At 59.9% G+C, this 21,577-nt stretch carries 22 protein-coding genes; 10 read left to right on the top strand and 12 right to left on the bottom strand.

The window, feature by feature from the left end; translation table 11 throughout:
• Positions 1–60: 60 nt before the first annotated feature.
• The gene (locus KBW81_RS13385) at positions 61–936 is read left to right on the top strand and encodes an S-methyl-5'-thioadenosine phosphorylase (protein WP_254247516.1); all 876 of its coding nucleotides are present in this window, start codon (positions 61–63) and stop codon (positions 934–936) included.
• Entirely contained in the window at positions 933–1,463 is a 531-nt protein-coding gene (locus KBW81_RS13390) for an adenine phosphoribosyltransferase (RefSeq protein ID WP_090185768.1), read from the top strand. The genes KBW81_RS13385 and KBW81_RS13390 overlap by 4 nt, the downstream gene beginning before the upstream one ends.
• Before the next feature lie 171 nt (positions 1,464–1,634).
• On the opposite strand, the gene KBW81_RS13395 is transcribed toward KBW81_RS13390, so the two are convergent.
• From KBW81_RS13395 to coxB, 11 genes are all read right to left on the bottom strand, one after another.
• Positions 1,635–3,056: an FAD-binding oxidoreductase gene (locus KBW81_RS13395; protein ID WP_254247517.1), complete on the bottom strand. Its 1,422-nt coding sequence runs from the start codon at positions 3,054–3,056 to the stop codon at positions 1,635–1,637.
• Positions 3,057–3,144: 88 nt separating this feature from the next.
• Positions 3,145–3,960, bottom strand: a complete 816-nt coding sequence (locus KBW81_RS13400; RefSeq protein ID WP_254247518.1) for an alpha/beta fold hydrolase — start codon at positions 3,958–3,960, stop codon at positions 3,145–3,147.
• A gap of 148 nt (positions 3,961–4,108) precedes the next feature.
• Positions 4,109–4,693, bottom strand: coding sequence for a GNAT family N-acetyltransferase (locus KBW81_RS13405; RefSeq protein ID WP_254247519.1), 585 nt, complete (start codon positions 4,691–4,693; stop codon positions 4,109–4,111).
• Positions 4,693–5,955: a M16 family metallopeptidase gene (locus tag KBW81_RS13410; RefSeq protein ID WP_090185760.1), complete on the bottom strand. Its 1,263-nt coding sequence runs from the start codon at positions 5,953–5,955 to the stop codon at positions 4,693–4,695. The genes KBW81_RS13405 and KBW81_RS13410 overlap by 1 nt, the downstream gene beginning before the upstream one ends.
• Entirely contained in the window at positions 5,952–7,337 is a 1,386-nt protein-coding gene (gene thrC / locus KBW81_RS13415; protein ID WP_090185758.1) for a threonine synthase, read from the bottom strand. The genes KBW81_RS13410 and thrC overlap by 4 nt, the downstream gene beginning before the upstream one ends.
• A gap of 1 nt (position 7,338) precedes the next feature.
• The gene (locus tag KBW81_RS13420) at positions 7,339–8,016 is read right to left on the bottom strand and encodes an SURF1 family protein (RefSeq protein WP_254247520.1); all 678 of its coding nucleotides are present in this window, start codon (positions 8,014–8,016) and stop codon (positions 7,339–7,341) included.
• Between the two features lie 125 nt (positions 8,017–8,141).
• Positions 8,142–8,942, bottom strand: coding sequence for a cytochrome c oxidase subunit 3 (locus KBW81_RS13425; protein WP_090185753.1), 801 nt, complete (start codon positions 8,940–8,942; stop codon positions 8,142–8,144).
• Positions 8,943–8,975: 33 nt separating this feature from the next.
• On the bottom strand, positions 8,976–9,587 hold the full coding sequence (locus KBW81_RS13430) for a cytochrome c oxidase assembly protein (RefSeq protein ID WP_254247521.1): 612 nt from the start codon (positions 9,585–9,587) through the stop codon (positions 8,976–8,978).
• Positions 9,587–9,814, bottom strand: coding sequence for a hypothetical protein (locus KBW81_RS13435; RefSeq protein ID WP_090185747.1), 228 nt, complete (start codon positions 9,812–9,814; stop codon positions 9,587–9,589). The genes KBW81_RS13430 and KBW81_RS13435 overlap by 1 nt, the downstream gene beginning before the upstream one ends.
• Entirely contained in the window at positions 9,815–10,759 is a 945-nt protein-coding gene (cyoE, locus tag KBW81_RS13440; protein ID WP_254247522.1) for a heme o synthase, read from the bottom strand.
• Between the two features lie 96 nt (positions 10,760–10,855).
• Entirely contained in the window at positions 10,856–11,686 is an 831-nt protein-coding gene (coxB, locus tag KBW81_RS13445) for a cytochrome c oxidase subunit II (RefSeq protein WP_254247523.1), read from the bottom strand.
• Between the two features lie 207 nt (positions 11,687–11,893).
• Here coxB and tldD point away from each other — a divergent pair, with 207 nt between their 5' ends.
• The 5 genes from tldD to KBW81_RS13470 all read left to right on the top strand — a co-directional run bounded on the left by tldD (position 11,894) and on the right by KBW81_RS13470 (position 18,881).
• Positions 11,894–13,312 carry a metalloprotease TldD gene (gene tldD, locus KBW81_RS13450; RefSeq protein WP_254247524.1) on the top strand — a complete coding sequence of 473 codons (1,419 nt, stop codon included), beginning with the start codon at positions 11,894–11,896 and terminating at the stop codon, positions 13,310–13,312.
• A 98-nt stretch (positions 13,313–13,410) separates the two neighbouring features.
• Complete coding sequence (gene dprA, locus KBW81_RS13455; protein ID WP_254247525.1) at positions 13,411–14,577, top strand: DNA-processing protein DprA; 1,167 nt, start codon at positions 13,411–13,413, stop codon at positions 14,575–14,577.
• Positions 14,578–14,734: 157 nt separating this feature from the next.
• Positions 14,735–17,452: a type I DNA topoisomerase gene (gene topA, locus KBW81_RS13460; RefSeq protein ID WP_254247526.1), complete on the top strand. Its 2,718-nt coding sequence runs from the start codon at positions 14,735–14,737 to the stop codon at positions 17,450–17,452.
• An 80-nt stretch (positions 17,453–17,532) separates the two neighbouring features.
• On the top strand, positions 17,533–18,237 hold the full coding sequence (locus KBW81_RS13465) for a CoA transferase subunit A (RefSeq protein WP_090185732.1): 705 nt from the start codon (positions 17,533–17,535) through the stop codon (positions 18,235–18,237).
• Positions 18,237–18,881 carry a 3-oxoacid CoA-transferase subunit B gene (locus KBW81_RS13470; protein ID WP_254247527.1) on the top strand — a complete coding sequence of 215 codons (645 nt, stop codon included), beginning with the start codon at positions 18,237–18,239 and terminating at the stop codon, positions 18,879–18,881. The genes KBW81_RS13465 and KBW81_RS13470 overlap by 1 nt, the downstream gene beginning before the upstream one ends.
• 35 nt (positions 18,882–18,916) lie before the next feature.
• Here KBW81_RS13470 and KBW81_RS13475 read toward each other — a convergent pair whose 3' ends face one another.
• The gene (locus KBW81_RS13475) at positions 18,917–19,762 is read right to left on the bottom strand and encodes a lytic transglycosylase domain-containing protein (protein ID WP_090185728.1); all 846 of its coding nucleotides are present in this window, start codon (positions 19,760–19,762) and stop codon (positions 18,917–18,919) included.
• Positions 19,763–20,119: 357 nt separating this feature from the next.
• On the opposite strand from KBW81_RS13475, the gene KBW81_RS13480 reads away from it, so the two are divergent.
• The 3 genes from KBW81_RS13480 (at position 20,120) to cpaB (ending at position 21,571) form a co-directional block, all read left to right on the top strand.
• A complete protein-coding gene (locus tag KBW81_RS13480) occupies positions 20,120–20,308 on the top strand; it encodes a Flp family type IVb pilin (RefSeq protein ID WP_090185725.1) in 189 nt (62 codons plus the stop codon).
• Positions 20,309–20,466: 158 nt separating this feature from the next.
• Positions 20,467–20,631, top strand: a complete 165-nt coding sequence (locus KBW81_RS13485; RefSeq protein WP_175499140.1) for a hypothetical protein — start codon at positions 20,467–20,469, stop codon at positions 20,629–20,631.
• 73 nt (positions 20,632–20,704) lie between these two features.
• Positions 20,705–21,571, top strand: a complete 867-nt coding sequence (gene cpaB / locus KBW81_RS13490) for a Flp pilus assembly protein CpaB (protein WP_090185723.1) — start codon at positions 20,705–20,707, stop codon at positions 21,569–21,571.
• Positions 21,572–21,577 lie beyond the last annotated feature (6 nt).

Genomic DNA, 21,577 nt, shown 5'->3' on the forward strand with positions numbered 1-21,577 from the left:
GGTTGCACCGCCGCGGCGCAGGGGCCACAAAGCGATGGTGCAACACCGAAAGGCGCATTCATGCAGGGCAGATTTGGCATTATCGGCGGCTCGGGCCTGTATGACATTCCGGGTCTCAAGGACGCAGCTTGGACGCAAGTCGACAGTCCGTGGGGCGCACCATCCGATGCGGTCTTGACCGGCACACTGAACGGCGTGCCGCTGGCGTTTCTACCGCGCCACGGACGTGGACATGTGCACAGCCCGACGACTGTCCCCTACCGCGCGAATATTGACGCGATGAAACGGCTGGGCGTGACACACCTAGTCAGCATCAGCGCCTGCGGATCGTTCCGCGAAGACATGGCCCCAGGCGATTTCGTCATCGTGGACCAATTCATCGACCGCACCTTTGCACGGGAAAAGTCGTTCTTTGGCACCGGCTGCGTCGCGCACGTCAGCGTCGCCCACCCGGTCTGCCCCGACCTCTCCGCCGCCTGCGTTTCTGCGGCCCGCGCGGCCGGTATTCGCGTTCATGACGGCGGCACCTATCTGGCGATGGAAGGCCCGCAATTTTCCACCCGGGCGGAAAGCCTGATGTACCGCAGCTGGGGCTGCGACGTGATCGGCATGACCAACATGCCAGAGGCGAAACTCGCCCGAGAGGCAGAGCTGCACTATGCTTCTGTCGCGATGATCACCGACTACGACAGCTGGCACCCGGATCACGATGCCGTCGACGTCGCCGACGTGATCCGCACCCTGCAAGGCAACGGCACAAAGGCGCGCGACATGGTCATGGCGCTTGCCGCGATGCTGCCCAAAGCTTGTGCTAGCGACTGCGATCAGGCATTGGCCCATGCGATTATGACATCCCCCGACCGGCGCGACTCTGCGCTGGTGGCAAAACTCGACGCGGTCGCGGGCCGCGTTCTGAACCCAAAGGACACCGCATGAAAACCGTTCAGGACTATATCCGCACGATCCCCGATTTCCCGCACGAAGGGATCATGTTTCGCGATGTGACGACCCTGTTTGCCGACCCGCGCGGATTTCGCATGGCGATCGACCAATTGCTGCACCCCTATGCTGGTCAGCCCATCGACCGGGTTGTCGGGCTCGAAGCGCGCGGCTTTATCCTTGGCGGCGCGATTGCCCACCAGTTGTCCGTCGGCTTTGTGCCGATCCGCAAAAAGGGCAAGCTGCCCGCCAAATGCATCGAGCAGGCCTACACGCTGGAATACGGCGAGGCGATTGTCGAAATCCACGACGACGCGCTGAAGCCGGGCGAACGCGTGTTGATGGTTGACGACCTGCTTGCCACTGGCGGCACGGCAGAGGCGGGGATTAAGCTGATTGAACGCCTTGGCGCACAGGTCACCGGCTGCGCCTTTGTCATCGACCTGCCTGAACTAGGCGGACGGGCAAAACTGGAAGCGCTCGGCATGGATGTCCATGCGCTGTGTGCCTACGAAGGCCACTAAGGCGCTGCGGCGGCGTTGGCATTTAACCCGCGCCGCCGCGACTAGATCCGCAGACCGGCTGCGCCGGATTTTCCGGCAAGACCTCTTTCGAAGGTCGCAGCATAGGTCTTCTGACCTGGGAGGAAGTCCAGTGATTCACCGGCTTTCTTCCTCCCTTATGCGTCGTGATCCTTAATCGTCAGTTAACGTGCGCAGCACGGCACCGGGATTCATAATGCCGTGGGGATCGAGTGCTAATTTAATCGCACGCATCATCGCCAGCTTGGCCGGATCGCCGTATTTTTCCAGATCGCCGACCTTTAGCCGCCCAACGCCGTGTTCGGCGCTGACCGATCCACCCATCTCGTGGGTCAGATCATGCACGCAATCCTTCACCGCGGCGCGCTTATCTTCGTGATCGCTGCGCGTCTCTCCGGGTAAGGGAAAGACGTTGTAGTGCAGGTTACCGTCCCCCAGATGACCAAAGCAGTTGATCCTGAAATGACCGACCTGCGCCAACCGCTTGCCACCTTCGACGATGAAATCAGGCACAAGGCTCAGCGGCAGCGAAATATCGTGGGACGAAATAGAGCCGATGCGCCGGTTCGCTTCTGGTATGCTTTCACGGATATGCCACAGCGCATCGCGGTCCGCACCGGACCGGGCAATCACGCCGTCGGTCACAAGCCCCGCCTCGGCCGCAGCCTCGAACAGGGTTTCCAGCGCCGCGTCAGGGGCGAGCCCGGCGGGCATGCCGATATCAATCAGCACCATCCATTCGGGGTGCGCAGCAAAGGGGGCCTTAAAAGCCGGGCCGACCTCGTCCAGAAAATCTAGGCCCTGACGGTGGATCATCTCGAACGCGGAAATCCCGTCACCAAGGCGCGACTGGGCCAACGCAAGCAAATCCAGCGCCGCGGCAGGGGATGGCACGGCCAACATTGCGGCCCCAACAGCGGCAGGCTGCGGCACAAGGCGCAACGCGGCGGCGGTGATAATGCCAAGCGTGCCCTCTGCCCCGATCATCAAATCGCGCAGATCGTATCCGGTGTTATCCTTGCGCAGGCGCGACAACCCGTTCCAAATACTGCCGTCCGGGCGCACCACCTCTAGCCCCAGACACTGGGCGCGCGCATTGCCGTAGCGCAGCACATTCACGCCGCCCGCATTGGTCGACAGCAACCCGCCAATCCGCGCCGACCCTTCAGAGGCAAGCGAGAGCGGGAACATCCGCCCGATATCTTCTGCGGCCTTTTGCACATCAGCCAAGATCGCCCCGGCCTCGGCCACCAGAACGGATTCGCTGGGAAAGGTCGCGCGGATTGCATTCATGCGCTCTAGCGACAGCACAAGCGGCACATCCCCCTGCCCCATCAACTGGCCGCCGACCAATCCGGTGCCGCCACCGTATGGCACGACAGCGATGCGCCGTTCGGCACAATAACGTACGATCTGCGCAACCTGATCCGTCGTGCGCGGCGCGACGACGATCCCGCTCCCCGCCCAGCGGCCGCGTGGTTCGGTCAGGTAAGGCGCGGTATCATCGCGAAAGGTATCTGCGGGCAAGGCCGCGCGCAGATCGGTAAGGGTATCGGTCGTGGCCGGGGTCAGCATGGCGGCTCCATTCTTTGTCGAGGCAAAGGTAAGGGCACGCCGGGCGGTGTCCAGCGCAAACGCCCCGACGATCGGAAACGGCCGGACCTTAACGCAATCGGGGCGGGCGGCCTTCGGCAAAATCAAGCATATCGGAGAAGACATCTGGCCGGGTAAAGAACAACAGATGCCCCTGCCCCGGATAGCCAAGGATGGGGACGCCGCCGATTTTTCGCGAAAAATCGGTTGTTTGGCGGGTCGAGAAGACCGGATCACTTAGGCCAATGAAAAACGCGACCGGGATGCCCGTCAGGTCCAGATCATCAGGCAAACGCCAGCCGGGCAGTGCCAGCATATGCGCAAACGCAATTTGCGTATCCAGCTGCGTCTGAATCTTGGACCCACGCGCCACCGCGTCCTGCAATTCAGGCGAAGCGGTTGGCGCGGCCAGTTCTTCTCTGCCGAACAAAAGCCCTGCCCAGAACCGAGGCCAAACTTTTTCCTTTGCCACCGACTTTGTCGCATAAACCGCCCGCACGACATCACCTGCGCCGGACACAATCGTCTGCAATCCACCAGCGTGTTCGACCGACGGCGACATCGCGGCCACGCGGACCTGATGGGCGGGATTTATGTCAGGCGCGGCCTCTAGCGCGATCAATGCGCCGGTAGAATAGCCGACCAAGACCAGCTGTGCGTCTGGGGCCAACTTACTGGCAAATTGAACAACGTCAGCCGCGGCAGTTGACGGGTCAAGGCGGTGGTCTGTCGGCAGGCCATCAAGGCCGGGATAACGGTAAAAAGCGCGGGTATAACCTGCAGCTTCCCAGTCTTTTGAAGGGCCAAAGACTTCGATTGACGACAGAGCCCCGGGGATAAAAAGGGCGACCTTGTCGGCCTGCGCCACGGCTGCAGCGTCATACACAAAAGGGTCCTGCGCCCCGGTGGTTCGCAGTAAGGCCGGGCTACACCCTGCACACATCAACAAAAGAAAAATCCAGCGCATGCCGCCATGCATTGTGCGATTGCACGCTGCCGTCAAGATGCCCTGCCGCGTATCGGTGGCGTAGCGCCTAGCCGACGTCAGTGCGCCCCCGCCGGTCATGGCGCAGGTTGGCGTAAAGCACGTGATTGCGCCAGCGCCCGTCGATCTGCAAATAGCTTTGCGCGACGCCCTCGTATTTATATCCGCAGTTTTCCAAGAGCCGGCGCGAAGGCGCGTTTTCGGGCAGGCACCCTGCCTCGATCCGGCTCAGGTCCAGCGCGGTAAAGGCGTAATGCACCAGCGCTTTGATCGCCTCGCGCATATAGCCTTGGCGCGCAAAAGATTGCCCGATCCAATAGCCCGTTGTCCCCGCCTGCGCCGGACCGCGGCGGATATTATCAAGCGTAATCGCCCCGATCAGTTGGTTGTCGCTGTGGCGGATCAGAAACAACGGCACTGCGCTGCCCTGCTGGATCGACCGTTGCGACCAATACACCCGGTTGGTGAATGACTTGCGGCTAAAATGATCGGCAGCCCAGGTCGGCTCCCACGGTTGCAGGAAATCGTGGCTGGCTTCGCGCAACCCGCACCAAGGGCGAAAGTCGGCATGCATCGGCGGGCGCAACATCAGGCGTTCGGTCTCTAGCCGAACCTTGCGCGCCCGCCCCAGCATCAGGCGACCAGTCGCGCGCGCAGCGCCTCTAGCGAGGGGGCCGCGTCGGCGGGACCATAAAGCGTCAGCGCCGCGCCAGCCTGCGCCGTGCGGGCGGCAAAGTCGCGCACGTCGCCCGTGGTGACGGCGTCGATGCTTTCCACCGTTTCCGCGACAGTCGGGATACGGTCCCAGATCGCCAGCAGCCGCGCCAGACGCTCTGCCCGGTTCGATGGGCTTTCTAGCCCCATTAGCAAGCCAGCCTTCATCTGCGCACGCGACCGTGCAACCTCGGCTGCCGTCATATCGTCGGCGGCGCGCTTCATCTCGTCCATGGTGATATTGGCAAGCTCTTCGATCTCTTCGGCGCTGGTGCCCGCATAGATCGTGGTCAGGCCTGTATCCTCGTAGGCTCCGGCCTGCGCGAAAATGGTATAGCACAGCCCGCGCTTTTCACGGATTTCCTGAAACAGACGGGACGACATGCCGCCGCCCAACGCGCTGGCATAGATCTGCGCGGTGTAGATCGCGGGATCGCGGTAATCCGGCCCCTCGAACGCCAGCGCAAAGTGGACTTGCTCCAGCTTCTTGCTCTCGCGCCGCTCGCCGCCAACGAATTTCGCGGGCTGGATCAGGCCAGTGCGCGGACGCGCTGGCAGATGTCCAAACAGCTTTTCCGCCTGCGCAACCAATGCGTCGTGATCGACAGCGCCAGCGGCGGCAAGAATCATCTGGTTCGGGCCATAATGCGTGCCGACAAAGCCGGTCAGATCGTCGCGGGTAAACTTCTCGACCCGCTCCTCTGGTCCCAAGATCGTGCGCCCAATGGGTTGATCGGGATAAGCGACCTCTTGCAGCCAGTCGAAGATGATATCGTCTGGCGTATCCAGCGCTTGGCCGATCTCTTGCAAGATCACGCCGCGCTCTGTCTCGATCTCGTGGTCCTCGAACAGCGGGTTCAGCAGGATATCAGCGATCACATCAAGGCCAAGCCCGACGTCCGATTCGAGCACGCGTGCGTAATAGGCCGTCGTTTCCCGGCTGGTGTAGGCGTTGATATAGCCGCCCACATCCTCGATCGCCTCTGCGATCTGCAGGGACGTCCGGGTGTCTGTGCCCTTGAACGCCATGTGTTCCAGAAAGTGCGCAATGCCGTTCTGCTCTTCGGCCTCGTGGCGGCCGCCCGCGTTCACCCAGATGCCAACAGAGGCGCTGGCCAGCCCCGGCATATGTTCGGTTACAACGCGAAAGCCGTTGGACAGCGTGTGAAGTTCAATGGTCAAGACGTGATCCGGTCCTTGATGATTTTCTGGATTGCAACAAGGTCACCCTTGCTGCGTGTTATCCGTTCGGGGCGGTCATACAGGTCCGCCATGCGCGGGGGCAAGGGGGGGTGGATGCCTGTCGCAGCCTCGACCGCGGCGGGGAATTTTGCGGGGTGTGCCGTGGCCAGTGTGACCATCGGAACGGTGCCAAGGTGCTTTTCGCCGATATTCGCACCCACAGCCGTGTGCGGGCACAGCAGTTCGCCATGCTCTGCCAGATAGCGGGTGATCGTCTCGGATGTATCACCCTCTGACACCCGGCCAGAGGCATAGGCGCTGCGCAGCGCGTCGATGGCACCTTGGGAAATCTTAAAGCCACCCTTTTTCAGATCATCCATCTGGCTGGCCACGGCGGCGCCGTCTTGGCCGTAGGCATAAAACAGCGCGCGTTCAAAGTTACTGCTGACCTGAATATCCATCGACGGGCTGATCGTCGGAGTCACGCTGTCCTTGGTATAAGCGCCGGTTTCCAGTGTGCGATGCAGGATGTCGTTCGTATTGGTCGCAACAACCAACTCGCCAATCGGCAGGCCCATCTGCTTGGCGATATAGCCCGCAAAGATGTCACCAAAATTGCCCGTTGGCACGGTAAAGCTGACCTTGCGATGCGGCGCACCCAGCGACACGGCGGACGTGAAGTAATACACCACCTGCGCCAACACCCGGCCCCAGTTGATCGAGTTCACCCCCGCCAGCCGCACGTCTTCGCGGAACTGGAAGTCGTTGAACATATCCTTCACCAGCGCCTGACAACCGTCGAAATCGCCATCCACGGCAATCGCATGGACGTTGGATTCGGTCGGCGTGGTCATCTGACGGCGCTGCACTTCGGACACGCGGCCATGCGGGTACAGGATAAAGACATCCACGGCATCAAGACCGCGAAACGCCTCTATCGCGGCAGAACCGGTATCGCCCGATGTCGCACCGACAATCGTGACGCGGTTGCCAGAGCGGGCAAGCGCCGCCTGAAACATCTGACCAATCAGCTGCATCGCAAAGTCTTTGAACGCCAGCGTTGGGCCGTGGAACAGTTCCAGCAGGAAATGGTTCGGGGCCAACTGCACCAATGGCGCGCGGGCGGCGTGGCCAAATCCGGCATAGGCCTTGGCGATCAACTCGCGGAATTGCGCGTCGGTGAAGGTCTCACCGATAAAGGGGCGCATGACGGTATAGGCCACGTCCTCATAGCTTTGCCCAGCCATTGCGGCGATCTGATCGGGGGTTAGTGTCGGGATCGTTTCCGGCACATAAAGGCCGCCATCCCGGGCAAGGCCCGTCAGCATTGTGTCTTCAAACGACAGGATCGGGGCCTGCCCGCGGGTCGAAATATAGCGCATGTCAGGCGTCCTTTTGGCGAAGTGTGCGAAAGATCAAAAGGCCAGTCATCAGCGCCCAGCCGATAGCCAGCATGAACCACGTAATGGCATAGCCAAGGTGGTCGTTGGGGATCCCCTCGATCCCGACCGGCATAGGGACGGTGGGGCTGACGGGGTCAATATTGCGGGCGACCAGCAAAATAGGCTCTGCGTTCAAGGCAGTGGCCATGGCAGGCAGATCGCGGGCGAACCAGATGCCTGTGGCGACATCGGGCTCCGGCGTCCAATTGTCCACCTCGTCCGGCCAAAGCAGATTGCCCGTCAGCGTCACCTGCCCCGTCGGCAGCGCCGCGCCGCGATCATCCAGGGACAGAAAGCCAAAATCGGCCGCAATCGTGCGGCCCGCGTCGGTTTGAAATGCCGTGATGGTGCGATAGCCTGCGCCGTTATCCGCCGTGCTGACAAGCACCGACAAGGGTGCGCCGATGATCTGCCCCGAAACCATAACGGGTAGATATTCGTCAGCGACAGGATCGGGGTTCGCGGGCAGCGCCACGGGCGGTGCGATGATGGTCGCTGTGATCTGGTCCAGAATGGCTGTCTTCCACGTCAGCCGCTGCACCTGCCATGTCCCCAACGCAATCAGGACGGCGCAACCGGCGACGCCCATTAGCAGGGGAAAGAAAATCTTGCGCAGCATCGATGTCGCCCCTTGGATCAGACCGGGTTGCCTTACCGCGTTTGGCGCGCGGGGTGAAGGTCCGGTCTTATGCAAAAAGGCGACCCGCTGGGGCCGCCTTTTCAAATTCGGTGCGTGGATCGCGCTTATGCGCCCCAGATGTAGATCGAGGCAAAGAGGAACAGCCAGACGACGTCAACGAAGTGCCAGTACCAAGCTGCGGCCTCGAAACCGACGTGCTTTTCAGGGGTGAAGTGGCCCTTGTAGACGCGGATCAAGCAGACCAGCAGGAAGATCGTGCCGATCAGAACGTGGAAACCATGGAAGCCGGTCGCCATGTAGAAGTTCGCGCCGTAGATATTGCCAGCAAGGCCGAAGGCCGCGTGCGAATACTCGTACGCCTGAAACACGGTGAACAGCGCGCCCAAAGCGACGGCCAGCATCAGGCCCCACTTCATATCCTGACGGTTGTTTTCGTGCACCAGCGCGTGGTGTGCCCAAGTCGCAGCAGCGCCAGAGCAGAGCAGGATCAGCGTGTTGATCAGCGGCAGGTGCCACGGATCAAAGGTTTCGATCCCTGCAGGCGGCCAAACACCATCAACGATGGGGCTCATCGGGCCCATCGGGTACATGGCGTGCTTAAAGAACGACCAGAACCAGGCGGCAAAGAACATGACTTCGGACATGATGAACATGATGAAGCCGTAACGCAGGCCGATGCGGACAACCGGGGTGTGATCGCCAATCTGGCTTTCGTGGACGACTTCGGACCACCAAGCGAACATGACGTAAAGCACCAGCGCCAAGCCGACCAGGAACGCCCATGGCCCGTGATCGTGCATCCACAGTGTGCCGCCGAACAGCATGATAAATGCGCCTAGCGAACCGGCGAATGGCCAGATCGACGGTGCGAGGATGTGGAAGTCGTGGTTCTTTTCGTGAGCCATGTTGTTGTTTTCCCGTGCTGCTGGTCGCGGTCGTTAGTTGGTGTCTATGGCGTTGGCTGGCGCGGTTGTCAAAAGATTCGCGTCGGCGGATGCCTGTTGTGTGGTTTCGGGTGGGTCAATCTCGTAAAAGGTATAACCCAATGTGATCGTATGGACATACTTCGCATCGCGGTCTTCGATAATTGCCGGATCAACATAAAAGCTGACGGGCATCTGTACCGTTTCTCCGGGCTGCAAGGTTTGCTCGGTAAAGCAGAAGCATTCGATCTTATCGAAAAAGCCGCCCGCCTCGTAAGGGGTGACATTATAGGCAGCCTGCCCCGACACAACACGGTCAGTCGGGTTATGCGCCTCGTAAAATGCAAGGCCAGTTTCGCCGAGGCGCAGGGTCATTTCCCGCTGCACGGGCGTAAAGGTCCAAGGCATATCGCGATCAAGGGACGCGTCAAAGCGGACTTTAATCGTCTGATCAAGGATCGTGTCAGACCCGGCGGCCGCGACATTGGTATAGCCGGAAAAGCCCGTAACCCGGCAGAACCACGAATAAAAAGGCACGGACGCAAACGCGAGGCCAACCATCACCGCAACGACAGCAACCGTCTGTGCAAGGGTGCGATTGGCACCGGTAAGCCTAGGGAAAAGCATCAGTTTGAAACCTCTGGTAATGGAACAGTTGTTTCAGGAGTATCAGGCACGATCTGCGGGCGCACAACGTGGTCAAATGTCTCAAACTTGCGCAAATCGCCCAGTTGCAGAACCTTCACCACGGTCAGCCCGAAGACGACACCAATAAACGCCAGCAGCAAAATGCCGACGCCCATGTTGCGGCCACGGCGGCGTTTGTGAATTTCATGTTCGACTTGGATTGCCATTTACAGGCCTCCGATATGGTTGGCGCGCAAGGCAGCCTCGATCAGGAGGGCACCGAAATGCGCGAAAAGGTAATAGAGAGACACTTTGAAGGTCTTGATCTCGACCTTGTAATTGTCAGCCTCGGCCTGTGCATCGTCCCGGCGCCAAATGTCGTAGCAGCCTTTCAGGAACCAAGCGTTAAAGAACACCGCCACCGCCAAATAGACCCAGCCCCCGATCGAGGTGAAGCCAAGTCCAATCGCCACAGCGACCAGCGGCACGCAATAGGCAAGCACGTGGTTACGGGTAACGCGGCGACCATGGGTTTCGGTCAGCATCGGCACGCCAGCGTCGCCATAGTCCGTTTTCACAAACAGCGCGAGCGCCCAGAAGTGCGGCGGCGTCCACATAAAGATCAGCGCGAACATCAGGACCGAATCAATGCTGATTCCCCCAGTCGCAACGGCCCAGCCGATCATCGGAGGAAACGCACCAGCAGCGCCGCCAATCACGATATTCTGCGGCGTCGCGCGTTTAAGCCACATCGAATAAACGACGGCGTAAAAGAAGATGGTAAAGGCCAGCAACCCGGTCGCGACCCAATTGGTCGCAAGCCCGAGCAGCACAACAGCAAAGCAGGACAACGTCAGGCCAAGGCCCAGCGCTTCGCCTGGTTTAACGCGGCCATCAGGAATGGGCCGCTTCGCCGTGCGGCGCATGCGGGCGTCGATATCCGCATCCCACCACATGTTCAGCGCACCAGAGGCCCCTGCCCCAACGGCGATGCACAAAATCGCAACGAACCCGATGAAGGGATGGACCGGCGTCGGTGCCACAAGAAGGCCAACAAGGGCTGTGAACACCACCAGCGACATCACGCGCGGCTTCAGTAAGGCGAAATAATCGCCCATCTGCGCCTCGTACTCGGTCTCTGGGGTGGTTTCGTGCAGGCTCATGTCAGACATGGTTTGCGCCTTCAGCAGCTCGGATAAAAGGGACGCGACCCGGGGTAATCACCGGGTCGCGCCGTATGCAAATTTGGTCCCTAATCGCAACTGCGATCAGACGCCGTTCTGGTCTTTCGCTTCGATCAACCAAGCGTCGTAGACTTCTTGGCTGACGACCTTGACGGTGATCGGCATAAAGGCATGGTCTTTGCCGCACAGCTCAGAGCACTGGCCAAAGTAGATGCCTTCTTTTTCTGGGTTAAACCACAGTTGCGCCAAACGGCCAGGCACGGCGTCTTGCTTCACACCAAAGGCAGGGATGGTCCACGAATGGATCACGTCAGCGCCGGTCAGCTGCATCACGACAGTCTTGCCAACGGGCAGGATGATCGCCTGATCGGTTGCCAGCTTGTACAAATCGTCGGTGTAACCGTAATCGGCCAGCTCCTCAGGAGCGAGCATGAAGGATTCGAACGCGACGCCTTCGTCAACGTATTCGTAGCCCCAGTACCACTGGTAGCCTGTCACCTTGATGGTGATGTCGCCTTCAGGGATTTCCTGCTGGTTAAACAAAACCGGCAAAGAAAACGCACCGATGAACACCAGAACGATGATTGGCACGACGGTCCAAGCGATTTCCAGCGGGCTGTTGTGGGTAAAGCCAGCGGGCTTTGGGTTCGTCTTGTGGTTAAATTTCCAGAAGGTCCAAATCATCAGACCAGACACGAAAAGCACGATCGCGGTGATGATCCACAGCAGCATGCCGTCCAGCCAATGCACGTCGCGCGCAATGCTGGTGACAGCTTCTTGAAAACCGATTCCGTTCGCATGGGGGGCACCGATGACGGGCAATTCCACGTTCACGTCCTGCGCATTGGCCGCGGCACCGGCAAGAATAAGACCCATGGTGGTCCAGGCAGTCTTGGCGAAATTGCTCACTCGCATGTCTTTCCCTTTTGCTCCGGCGCAGGGTTTTCCCCCTGCGGCGTGACGATTGCGCGGGGCCACCGACGATGCGGCCGACACGGAATCCCGTTGTATCCTGCCCAGCGTGTCCCATATCCTGAGGGACAACTCAAGAACCACGATTGCGTCAAAGAGACGCTTTGGCGCGATGTGTGTGTTTAACTTGCCCCGCTTAAGGATGCCTAAATGACCGCTGACGCCTTCCGCCCGTTCACGACGCACCTCGATCAGGATGCAGCCCTCGGCCTGTTGCGGGACGCCGTTCAGGGCGCTGACGACGGTGAATTGTTCATTGAACGCCGCCGGTCGGAAAGCCTTGTGCTGGACGATGGGCGTGTAAAAAACGCCAGCTATGATGCGTCCGAAGGCTTCGGCCTGCGCGCCGTGCGGGGCGAGCGTGCCGGTTATGCCCACGCCTCGACCATTGACGAACATGCGCTGCGGCGGGCCGTGGCGACGGCGCGTTTGGCCGTCGGTGATGGCGGCGGCACATTAGCGGCCGGGCCAAAGGGAACGAATGTTAAGCTTTATAGCGACGTTGACCCGGTGGCAGAGGCGACCTTTCCGGCAAAAATCGACCTGCTGCGCCAGATCGACGCCTTCTGCCGCGATTTGGACCCGCGCATCGTGCAGGTCAGCGCATCCTTGGGCGCATCCTTGCAAGAGGTCGTGATTTTGCGCCCCGAAGGGACTGTCGTCACGGATATTCGGCCGATGAGCCGCATCAATATCTCTGTCATCGTCGAGGACGGCGGCCGCCGGGAAAGCGGCAGCATGGGCGGCGGTGGCCGCGCATCGTTGATCGGCCTGATCGCGCCCGACCACTGGCAGGGCGTCGCCCGCGAAGCGCTGCGCATCGCGCTGGTCAACCTGACGGCCGAAGCCGCGCCAGCAGGCGTGATGGACGTGGTGCTTGGGCCAGGCTGGCCAGGCATCTTACTGCATGAAGCGATTGGCCACGGGCTAGAGGGCGACTTTAACCGCAAAGGCAGCAGCGCGTTTGCGGGCCTGATGGGCCAACAGATTGCGGCCAAAGGCGTGACAGTGCTGGACGATGGCACGATCCCCGACCGTCGCGGCTCGATCACCGTGGACGACGAAGGCACGCCCAGCGCCAAAAATGTGTTGATCGATGACGGTGTGCTGGTTGGCTACATGCAGGACCGGCAGAATGCCCGCCTGATGGGCGTCGAACCCACCGGCAACGGGCGGCGCGAAAGCTATGCCCATGCGCCGATGCCGCGGATGACGAACACGTATATGCTGGCTGGCGACACGCCCCCCGCAGATCTGGTCGCAGACCTGAAGGACGGGATCTATGCGGTTGGCTTTGGCGGTGGTCAGGTCGATATCACCAATGGCAAGTTCGTGTTTTCCTGCACAGAGGCCTACCGCGTCAAAGACGGCGTTGTTGGCGCGCCGATCAAGGGCGCAACCTTGATCGGTGACGGCGCGACCGCGCTGAAGCAGATTCGCGGCATCGGCAATGACCTCGCGCTCGACCCCGGCATCGGGAATTGCGGCAAGGCAGGCCAGTGGGTGCCCGTGGGCGTCGGCCAACCTAGCCTGATGATCGGGGGGCTGACCGTGGGCGGATCGGCCTGACCGATCAAAAACGTCTTAAATTGCTGAAATGATTCAGAACCTATTAACCCTTGGGATTCTAATCTGATCAGGCAGCAAGACGAAGGTATGGTTCAAAAGTGGAACGTTTCCCGACCACGCACCACATCCCCCCCCAGGATGCCCCCAGGTTCCATCACCTTCGTCTTCTGCGCTCTCGCCGGGTCGGGCCAGCAACCTATCGCCGGCTGCTTGCAGAACACGGCACAGCGCTTGCAGCGCTTGACGCCCTGCCAGATATCGCAGCAGCGGCTGGCGTATCAGACTACAGCATTTGCCCAGAAGGCGTTGTTGCCGCCGAACTGAAGGCCGGGCAAAAGGCCGGTGCGCAATTGCTGATGCAGGGCGATCCGGGTTGGCCTGCGGTCATTGACGATCTTTCCGACGCACCGCCCATGCTATGGGCAATCGGTCAAATTGACCTGCTGCAGCGGCCCATGATCGCCATGGTTGGTGCCCGCAATGCATCGTCCCTTGGCACACGCATGGCAAAGGCGCTGGCCGCCGATCTGACCGCCGCAGGCTTTGTCGTGGTGTCCGGCCTTGCGCGCGGCATTGACGCCGCCGCCCACCACGCCGCGCTGCAAGGTGGCACAGTTGCGGTCCAGGCGGGCGGGGTCGATGTGATTTATCCGCGCGAAAATAGTGTGCTGGCACAGCAGATTGGTGTGCAGGGACTGCGCCTGTCGGAAATGCCAATGGGCTTGCAGCCACAGGCGCGGCACTTTCCCGCGCGCAATCGCATTATCGCGGGCCTGTCGCGCGCCGTGGTCATCGTAGAAGCAGCGGCCAAGTCAGGCAGCCTGATCACCGACCGCAATGCGCTGGATGCCAACCGCGACGTGCTCGCCGTGCCGGGCCACCCCTTTGATGCCCGCGCCGCCGGGTGCAACATGCTGATCCGCGATGGGGCAACGTTGATCCGCTGCGCCGCTGACGTGATCGAAGCCGTCGGCACCCTGCCCTGCGCCGCCCCTGAACTGCCGCTGCGAATGCCAGATCATTCGCAAACACCAGACCGCCCACAAGCGCCAGACCGCCCCCCAAAACCGCAGCGCGGATTGCGCGAAACTGCAGCGCTGCACAACTTGATCCTGAACCGCCTTGGCGTGTCCCCGATGGCCGAAGATCAGCTAATCCGCGACCTTGGCGGGGCTGCACCCGTCGTCGCACCAGCGCTTGTCGACCTAGAGCTTGAGGGCCTCATTGCCCGCTCTGCCGGCGGGCTATTGTCACGCACCAACTGAGCGGCGACCCGCCGGAAAATTTGTTTATCATTAATTTCAATGCAGTAAGGCGCATCAAGCGGTTTGGCACTGGCGCTACGCCGCCGGATTGACAACTTAGGGACAAGCCGACCATGTTGCGCGGCCAGTGTGCCCTCTAGTAAAAGCAAGGTTTTCCATGCCAGTTGTCGTTGTCGAATCCCCGGCGAAAGCCAAGACGATCAACAAGTATTTGGGGCAGGATTTCACGGTGCTGGCATCCTACGGCCACGTCCGCGACCTGCCGCCAAAGAACGGCTCGGTCCTACCGGACGAAGACTTTACCATGCTGTGGGAGGTCGCGAGCGATTCCAAAAAGCACCTCAAGGCCATCGTCGATGCGCTGAAAGAAGACCCGCACCTGATCCTCGCAACCGACCCCGACAGAGAGGGCGAGGCGATTTCGTGGCACCTGCAAGAAGAGTTGCAGAACAAGCGCGGGCTGAAAATTCAATCTGCCAGCCGCGTCGTCTTTAACGCGATCACAAAATCCGCCGTAACCGAGGCGATGAAAAATCCCCGCCAAGTCGACCAACCGCTGGTGGATGCCTATTTGGCGCGCCGCGCGCTGGATTATCTGGTCGGCTTCAACCTGTCGCCTGTGTTGTGGCGCAAACTGCCCGGCGCGAAATCCGCAGGCCGGGTTCAGTCGGTCTGCCTACGTTTGATCGTCGAACGCGAGATGGAAATCGAAGCCTTTCGCAATCAGGAATATTGGACCGTCCGCGCGGTTTTGGAAAACCCCCGCGGCGCAAATTACGAGGCGCGCCTGACGGTTCTTGGCGGCAAAAAACTTGATAAATTCGATCTGGGTAACGCAACGCAGGCCGAAATGGCTGTGCAGGCGATCACCTCGCGCGATCTGTCCGTCCAAAGCGTGGAGGCGAAGCCCGCCAGCCGCAACCCCAGCCCACCCTTCATGACCTCGACCCTGCAGCAGGAAGCTAGCCGTAAATTCGGCATGGGCGCAAAGCAGTGCATGAGCGTTGCACAGCGCCTGTATGAAGCCGGATTCATCACGTATATGCGGACCGACGGCATCGACATGGCACCAGAAGCGGTGACCGGTGCGCGCGACGCGATCAAGGCGAAGTTTGGCGACAATTACGTCCCCAAGGACGCTCGCATCTACAAAAACAAGGCGAAGAACGCGCAAGAGGCGCACGAATGTATCCGCCCGACGGATATGATGGTCGACGCCTCACAGGCAGAGATCAAGGATGCCGATCAGCGCAAGCTGTATGATCTGATCTGGAAGCGCACGCTGGCCAGCCAAATGGAAGCGGCGCGTATGGAACGCACGACCGTGGATGTGGGCAGCAAGGATGGGCAAGTCATGCTGCGTGCCAACGGTCAGGTCATGCTGTTCGACGGCTTCCTGCGTGTCTACGAGGAAGGCCGCGACGACAGCACGGACGAAGACGACAAGCGTCTGCCGCAGATCGAACAGGGCGAGGTTGCCAAAAAGCAATCGGTTGATAGTGAACAACATTTCACCCTTCCCCCGCCCCGCTATACCGAAGCGACGCTGGTCAAGCGCATGGAAGAGCTCGGCATCGGCCGCCCGTCCACCTATGCCAGCATAGTCACGACGATTCAGGATCGCGGCTATGTCGAAAAAGACAAGAACCGCCTGATTCCGCAGGATAAAGGGCGGCTGGTGACAGCGTTCCTGTCGAACTATTTCCACCGCTACGTTGAATACGACTTTACAGCCGACCTAGAAGATCAGCTCGACAAGGTAAGCGCCGGAGAAGGCGACTATAAAAAGCTGCTCGAACGGTTCTGGCGCGACTTTTCTGCGGCTATTGCCGAGACCGCCGATCTGCGCATCGGCGAAGTGCTGGACAAAATCAACGAGGTGCTGGAACCGCACCTTTTCCCCGATCCCGGCGATGGCACCGATCCACGCCTTTGCCCCAACTGCGGCGCGGGCCGCCTTTCGATGCGCACAGCCCGGTCCGGCGGCGCATTCATCGGCTGTTCGAATTACCCTGAATGCCGCTACACCCGGCCCTTCGGCCCCCCCGATCCAGAGGCGGAAAAGTCTGCAATTCCCCCTGACGGCAAGCTACTGGGCGAGGATCAAGGCGAAGAGATCCGCATCTTCAAAGGCCGCTTTGGCCCCTTCGCACAGCGCGGTGCCGCGACAGAGGAGGTGCCGAAGCCGCCGCGTCAATCTGTGCCTGCTGCGTGGGAGCCTGAAGAGGTTAGCCTAGAAGAGGCCGTGCGCCTGCTCGCCCTGCCCCGCCTCATTGGAACACACCCCGAAGACGGCATTAACGTTTGGGCAAACATCGGGCGCTATGGTCCGTATTTGAAACACGCTGACACGACATCTGACCGGGGTGGCACCAATGCCAACCTCGAAGGGTTGGACGACGTCTGGACCGTTGGCATGAACCACGCGGTGCAGCTATTGGCCGAAAAAGTCGCCAGCCGCGGCAGCCGCGGCAAGGCAGCCGTCGCGTTGAGAGAGTTGGGCGAACACCCGGCCGCTGGCGGTCCGGTTAATATCTATGACGGCAAATACGGGCCCTACGTGAAATGGGATAAGCTGAACGCCACGATCCCTGACACGATCACGCCAGAGGATTTGACGCTGGCGCAGGCGGTGGACCTGTTGGACGAACGGGCTGCGAAATCTGGCAAACCAAAACCGGGGGCCAAAAAGAAGGCTGCTCCGAAAAAGGCCGCTGCCAAAAAACCAGCCGCGAAAACGGCCGCAAAGAAACCTGCTGCAAAGACAGCGGCGAAGACTGCAACTAAGACGGCGACCAAAAAGCCTGCTGCGAAAAAAGCTGCGCCAAAAGCCAAGCCAGCGCCAGACGACGATGACGGCGACGTTTTGGAATAGGCTTCAGAGGCCCGCATCAGATTGACATTGCCCGGCGCGCCTAGCAGGTTCGCCGGGCAATTGAATTTTGAGGGTGCGAGATGAAGAAAGTCTATGGCTCTGCCGCCGAGGCGTTGGACGGTCTGCTGACCGATGACATGCTAATCGCCGCCGGAGGCTTTGGCCTGTGTGGCATCCCCGAACTTCTGCTGGGCGCGATCAAGGACTCAGGCGTCAAGGGTCTGACCTTTGCGTCCAACAATGCTGGCGTCGATGACTTCGGGATCGGCATCCTGCTGCAAACTAAGCAGGTTAAGAAGATGATCTCTTCTTACGTGGGCGAGAACGCCGAGTTCATGCGTCAATATCTGGCTGGGGAACTAGAGGTCGAATTCAATCCGCAAGGCACGCTAGCCGAACGGATGCGCGCTGGCGGCTGCGGCATTCCCGGCTTTTACACCAAGACCGGCGTCGGCACCCAGATCGCCGAGGGGAAAGAGCACAAGGACTTCGACGGCCAGACCTATATCATGGAACGCGGCATCGTCGCGGATCTGGCAATCGTGAAGGCTTGGAAAGCGGACGCGACCGGCAACCTTGTGTTCCGCAAGACTGCCCGCAACTTTAACCCACCCGCCGCCATGTGCGGCAAGGTCTGCGTGGTCGAAGTCGAAGAGATCGTGCCCACAGGCAGCCTAGAGCCCGACAGCATCCACCTGCCCGGCGTCTATGTGCATCGCATTATTCAAGGCGAGCACGAAAAGCGGATCGAACAGCGCACGACACGCAAGAAGGAGTCTGCATAATGGCTGGGACGCAAAAGGGCTGGGACCGCAACCAAATGGCGGCCCGCGCTGCACAAGAATTGCAGGACGGCTGGTACGTAAACCTTGGCATCGGTATCCCGACGCTGGTCAGCAACTATATCCCCGACGGGATCGAGGTGACGTTGCAATCGGAAAACGGCATGCTTGGCATGGGCGCTTTCCCGATTGAAGGCGAAGAAGACGCCGACCTGATCAATGCGGGTAAACAGACGATTACCGAACTGCCGCAGACCTCGTTCTTCGATTCTGCGACGTCCTTTGGCATGATCCGCGGCGGCAAGATCGCGATGGCGATTCTTGGCGCGATGGAAGTCGCCGAGAATGGCGATCTGGCGAACTGGATGATTCCCGGCAAGCTGATCAAAGGCATGGGCGGCGCGATGGACCTTGTCGCCGGCGTGCAGCGCGTCGTTGTCGTCATGGATCACGCCAACAAGCACGGCGAATCAAAAGTCTTGAAGGCCTGCACTCTGCCGCTGACGGGCGCTGCCGTCGTGGACCGGATCATCACGAACCTTGGTGTGCTGGATGTCGTCGAAGGCGGCTTGCGGATCGTCGAATGCGCGACGGACGTGACGATGGACGAATTGCGCGCTGCAACCGAAGCCACAATCGTCGACTAATCAAAACGGGCGGGCCAGATTGGCCCGCCTACCAATTACGACCTGTTGACCGCGAACACACAGCCGTCGCTGACCAGTTCTGGCGGTGTCAGGCACAGGCCCTTTGCCACGGCAAAAGCGGCTAGCACCTTGGGCACATAGCCGCGGGTTTCCGCGAAGGGCGGCACGCCTTTGTTGTCGCGCACCGACCCTTCGCCAGCATTGTATCCCGCCAGCACCAAAATCGGGTCGCCATCGAACTTGTTCATCAACCAATCCAAATAGGCCACGCCGCCTTTAATGTTCTGTGCGGGCGACAGGCTATCCGTCACGCTAAAACGCGCGGCGGTGTCGGGCATCAGTTGCATCAATCCCTGCGCCCCTGCCCCGCTAACCGCCTGCGCATTCCCCGCGCTTTCCACACTGATCAAAGCAAGCACTAACGCCGGACTGACCTTTGTGCCGACGGTCGCCTTCAGAATCTCGATCCCATGTAGCGCCGCGATGTCCTGCAATGTCTGCAAGCGCGGGGCCGGCACCGACTTTCCCTCTGGCGGCTGGGCGATCACCGCAAGCGCGTCGTGCAAACGCCCCGGCCCACTGTCCGCCAAAGCAGGAGAGATCGTGGACCAGAACCAATCCAGCCCCGAGGACTGCGGCACACGGGCGATAGCACCGTCCGGCGTCATAACAGCCGCAGCGGTCTGTTCGGGCTTTGGCGCAAACATTGTCGCAGGGGCCGCGTTAGGATCGACCTGAACAGTAATCCGCGATCCGCCCGACTTAGGCACCCCGACCCTTTTAAAGGTAAAATCAGGCTGCAATCGGCTTTCAGCCCGCAATTCTGCGACGCCCATCATCAGCCCGGCTACCACAAGACAGCCCACCGTAAAGATTTTCATAATTTATCCGTCCTGCTCGACGCTTCTTTTGCGCCGAGAGTCGCAGGTTCACAGCATGATTGCTACTTTGACGTGAACAATAAGGCATTTTCGCCAGTATTCGACGCAAACGCGCAACGCAAAAATTAACGAAAATGTAGTAAATGAATAAAATTCACACATTAATTCAGATACTTAGGAGTTTTATTGCTCTTTATTAAGTCTCGTCCAAAATAGTGCGAAACGGGCCTAATTTCAGACGCAATCACAGGGCAAATATAACTCATCCAAGACGGGGAGCGGCCAAACAAGAGGCCGGTCGCGATAATCCGGCAAGGGATACTATAACACTAGCGATACCCTGAGGAGGGAATTAACATGTTGAACTTTATCAAAAACTTCCGCAACGACGAAGACGGTGCTGTGACTGTTGACTGGGTCGTTCTGACCGCTGCCATCGTTGCTCTGGGCCTGCTGGTCGGCACGACTGTCCGTAACGCGGCAATCGCCAAGACTGCCCTGATCGTTACTGACATCCAGGCTGTTGCCGGCACCACCACTCCATAATAGTAGCTCCAACGCTACTGAAAGCCGCGCCAATATGGCGCGGCTTTTTTTGTTGTGCTGGGCACGAAAGCACCACGGCCCCGCCGCAAGTTTGCCGTAATACCCTGCGATGCAAAGATGTCGCCACCAGATCGGAGAACTTGGACATGACAAGATTTTTGAAAAATTTCATTGCAGCCGAAGACGGCGCGATCACCGTAGATTGGGTCGTACTTACAGCTGCAACTGTGGGCCTTGGCCTGATCATCGCCGTCGCCATCAAGCCGTCAGCGCTGGCAAAAGCAGATAACATCGCAGACGTCATCGCAGCCACCGAACCTTAATATTTTAGCCACGACGCGTCGGCCCCTGCTGCCCCACTCCGTCGATTTTACGGCCACCACGAAAGGATAAATCATGCGTACAGTATTTGGATTAGTGCTGGTGCTGGGAATGGCGCTCGCAGGATTCGCCGTCTACATGGTCAAAGGCTATGTTGCCGATACAGAATCTGCGTTGATTGCAGAACGCCAACGCGCGGCTCAAATTGTCGAAACTGTCGAAGTACTGGCGGTCAACTCCGCAAAGGCCTTTGGCGACACCATCATGCCCGACGACCTGATAGCGGTCCGTTACGCCAAAGACTTCCTTCCCGAAGGCTCTTTTGCAACCAAAGAGGACCTATTCCCCGAAGGCATGGACATCAGCCGATCGGTACTCGTGTCGATGGACGCAAACGAAATTGTTCTTTCGTCCAAAGTGACCCCGCAAGGCCAGATCGCCAGCATCACGCAGACACTGCGCCCCATGATGCGTGCTTTTACCATCTATGTTGATGCCGGAACTGGCGTGTCAGGCTTTCTGCGCCCCGGAAACCGAGTCGACATCTACTGGACCGGCTTGGTCGGCCCGACCGCACGGCAGGATGAAACATTCTTGATCGGATCGTCGATTGAGCTGATCGCGATTGATCAAAGCACCGACCGCAACAGCACCCAAACCGTCATCCCGCGCACGGTGACTGTTCAGGTCAGCCCCTCTGACGTGGCCCGCCTTGCGCAGGCCCAGTCCGAAGGCAAGCTCAGCCTCTCGCTCGTCGGATCGGACTCTGCGTTGAATGTCGTGCCCGATGGCGATCAGGCAATCACCTTGCCAGAGCCGCCAGAAGCCCCCGTCGTCGTTGCAGAAGCCCCCGTCGAAGTCGCCCCTGCCCCGCAGACTTGCTACACGACTGTCCGCCGCGGCACCGAAAAAGTGCAGATGGAAATCGCCTGCACAAACTGATGGCAG

It is taken from the genome of Loktanella salsilacus (assembly GCF_024206795.1).
GTDB classification, from domain to species: domain Bacteria; phylum Pseudomonadota; class Alphaproteobacteria; order Rhodobacterales; family Rhodobacteraceae; genus Loktanella; species Loktanella salsilacus.

What these genes read in the sequence shown, in the direction of transcription:
- KBW81_RS13465 (WP_090185732.1), top strand. Translation starts at nt 17,533, where the DNA reads ATGAAGAAAGTCTATGGCTCTGCCGCCGAGGCGTTGGACGGTCTGCTG.
- topA (WP_254247526.1), top strand. Translation starts at nt 14,735, where the DNA reads ATGCCAGTTGTCGTTGTCGAATCCCCGGCGAAAGCCAAGACGATCAAC.
- KBW81_RS13435 (WP_090185747.1), bottom strand. Translation starts at nt 9,814, where the DNA reads ATGGCAATCCAAGTCGAACATGAAATTCACAAACGCCGCCGTGGCCGC.
- thrC (WP_090185758.1), bottom strand. Translation starts at nt 7,337, where the DNA reads ATGCGCTATATTTCGACCCGCGGGCAGGCCCCGATCCTGTCGTTTGAA.
- KBW81_RS13470 (WP_254247527.1), top strand. Translation starts at nt 18,237, where the DNA reads ATGGCTGGGACGCAAAAGGGCTGGGACCGCAACCAAATGGCGGCCCGC.
- coxB (WP_254247523.1), bottom strand. Translation starts at nt 11,686, where the DNA reads ATGCGAGTGAGCAATTTCGCCAAGACTGCCTGGACCACCATGGGTCTT.
- tldD (WP_254247524.1), top strand. Translation starts at nt 11,894, where the DNA reads ATGACCGCTGACGCCTTCCGCCCGTTCACGACGCACCTCGATCAGGAT.
- cpaB (WP_090185723.1), top strand. Translation starts at nt 20,705, where the DNA reads ATGCGTACAGTATTTGGATTAGTGCTGGTGCTGGGAATGGCGCTCGCA.
- KBW81_RS13480 (WP_090185725.1), top strand. Translation starts at nt 20,120, where the DNA reads ATGTTGAACTTTATCAAAAACTTCCGCAACGACGAAGACGGTGCTGTG.
- KBW81_RS13475 (WP_090185728.1), bottom strand. Translation starts at nt 19,762, where the DNA reads ATGAAAATCTTTACGGTGGGCTGTCTTGTGGTAGCCGGGCTGATGATG.
- KBW81_RS13390 (WP_090185768.1), top strand. Translation starts at nt 933, where the DNA reads ATGAAAACCGTTCAGGACTATATCCGCACGATCCCCGATTTCCCGCAC.
- KBW81_RS13425 (WP_090185753.1), bottom strand. Translation starts at nt 8,942, where the DNA reads ATGGCTCACGAAAAGAACCACGACTTCCACATCCTCGCACCGTCGATC.
- KBW81_RS13430 (WP_254247521.1), bottom strand. Translation starts at nt 9,587, where the DNA reads ATGCTTTTCCCTAGGCTTACCGGTGCCAATCGCACCCTTGCACAGACG.
- KBW81_RS13395 (WP_254247517.1), bottom strand. Translation starts at nt 3,056, where the DNA reads ATGCTGACCCCGGCCACGACCGATACCCTTACCGATCTGCGCGCGGCC.
- cyoE (WP_254247522.1), bottom strand. Translation starts at nt 10,759, where the DNA reads ATGTCTGACATGAGCCTGCACGAAACCACCCCAGAGACCGAGTACGAG.
- KBW81_RS13420 (WP_254247520.1), bottom strand. Translation starts at nt 8,016, where the DNA reads ATGCTGCGCAAGATTTTCTTTCCCCTGCTAATGGGCGTCGCCGGTTGC.
- KBW81_RS13405 (WP_254247519.1), bottom strand. Translation starts at nt 4,693, where the DNA reads ATGCTGGGGCGGGCGCGCAAGGTTCGGCTAGAGACCGAACGCCTGATG.
- KBW81_RS13385 (WP_254247516.1), top strand. Translation starts at nt 61, where the DNA reads ATGCAGGGCAGATTTGGCATTATCGGCGGCTCGGGCCTGTATGACATT.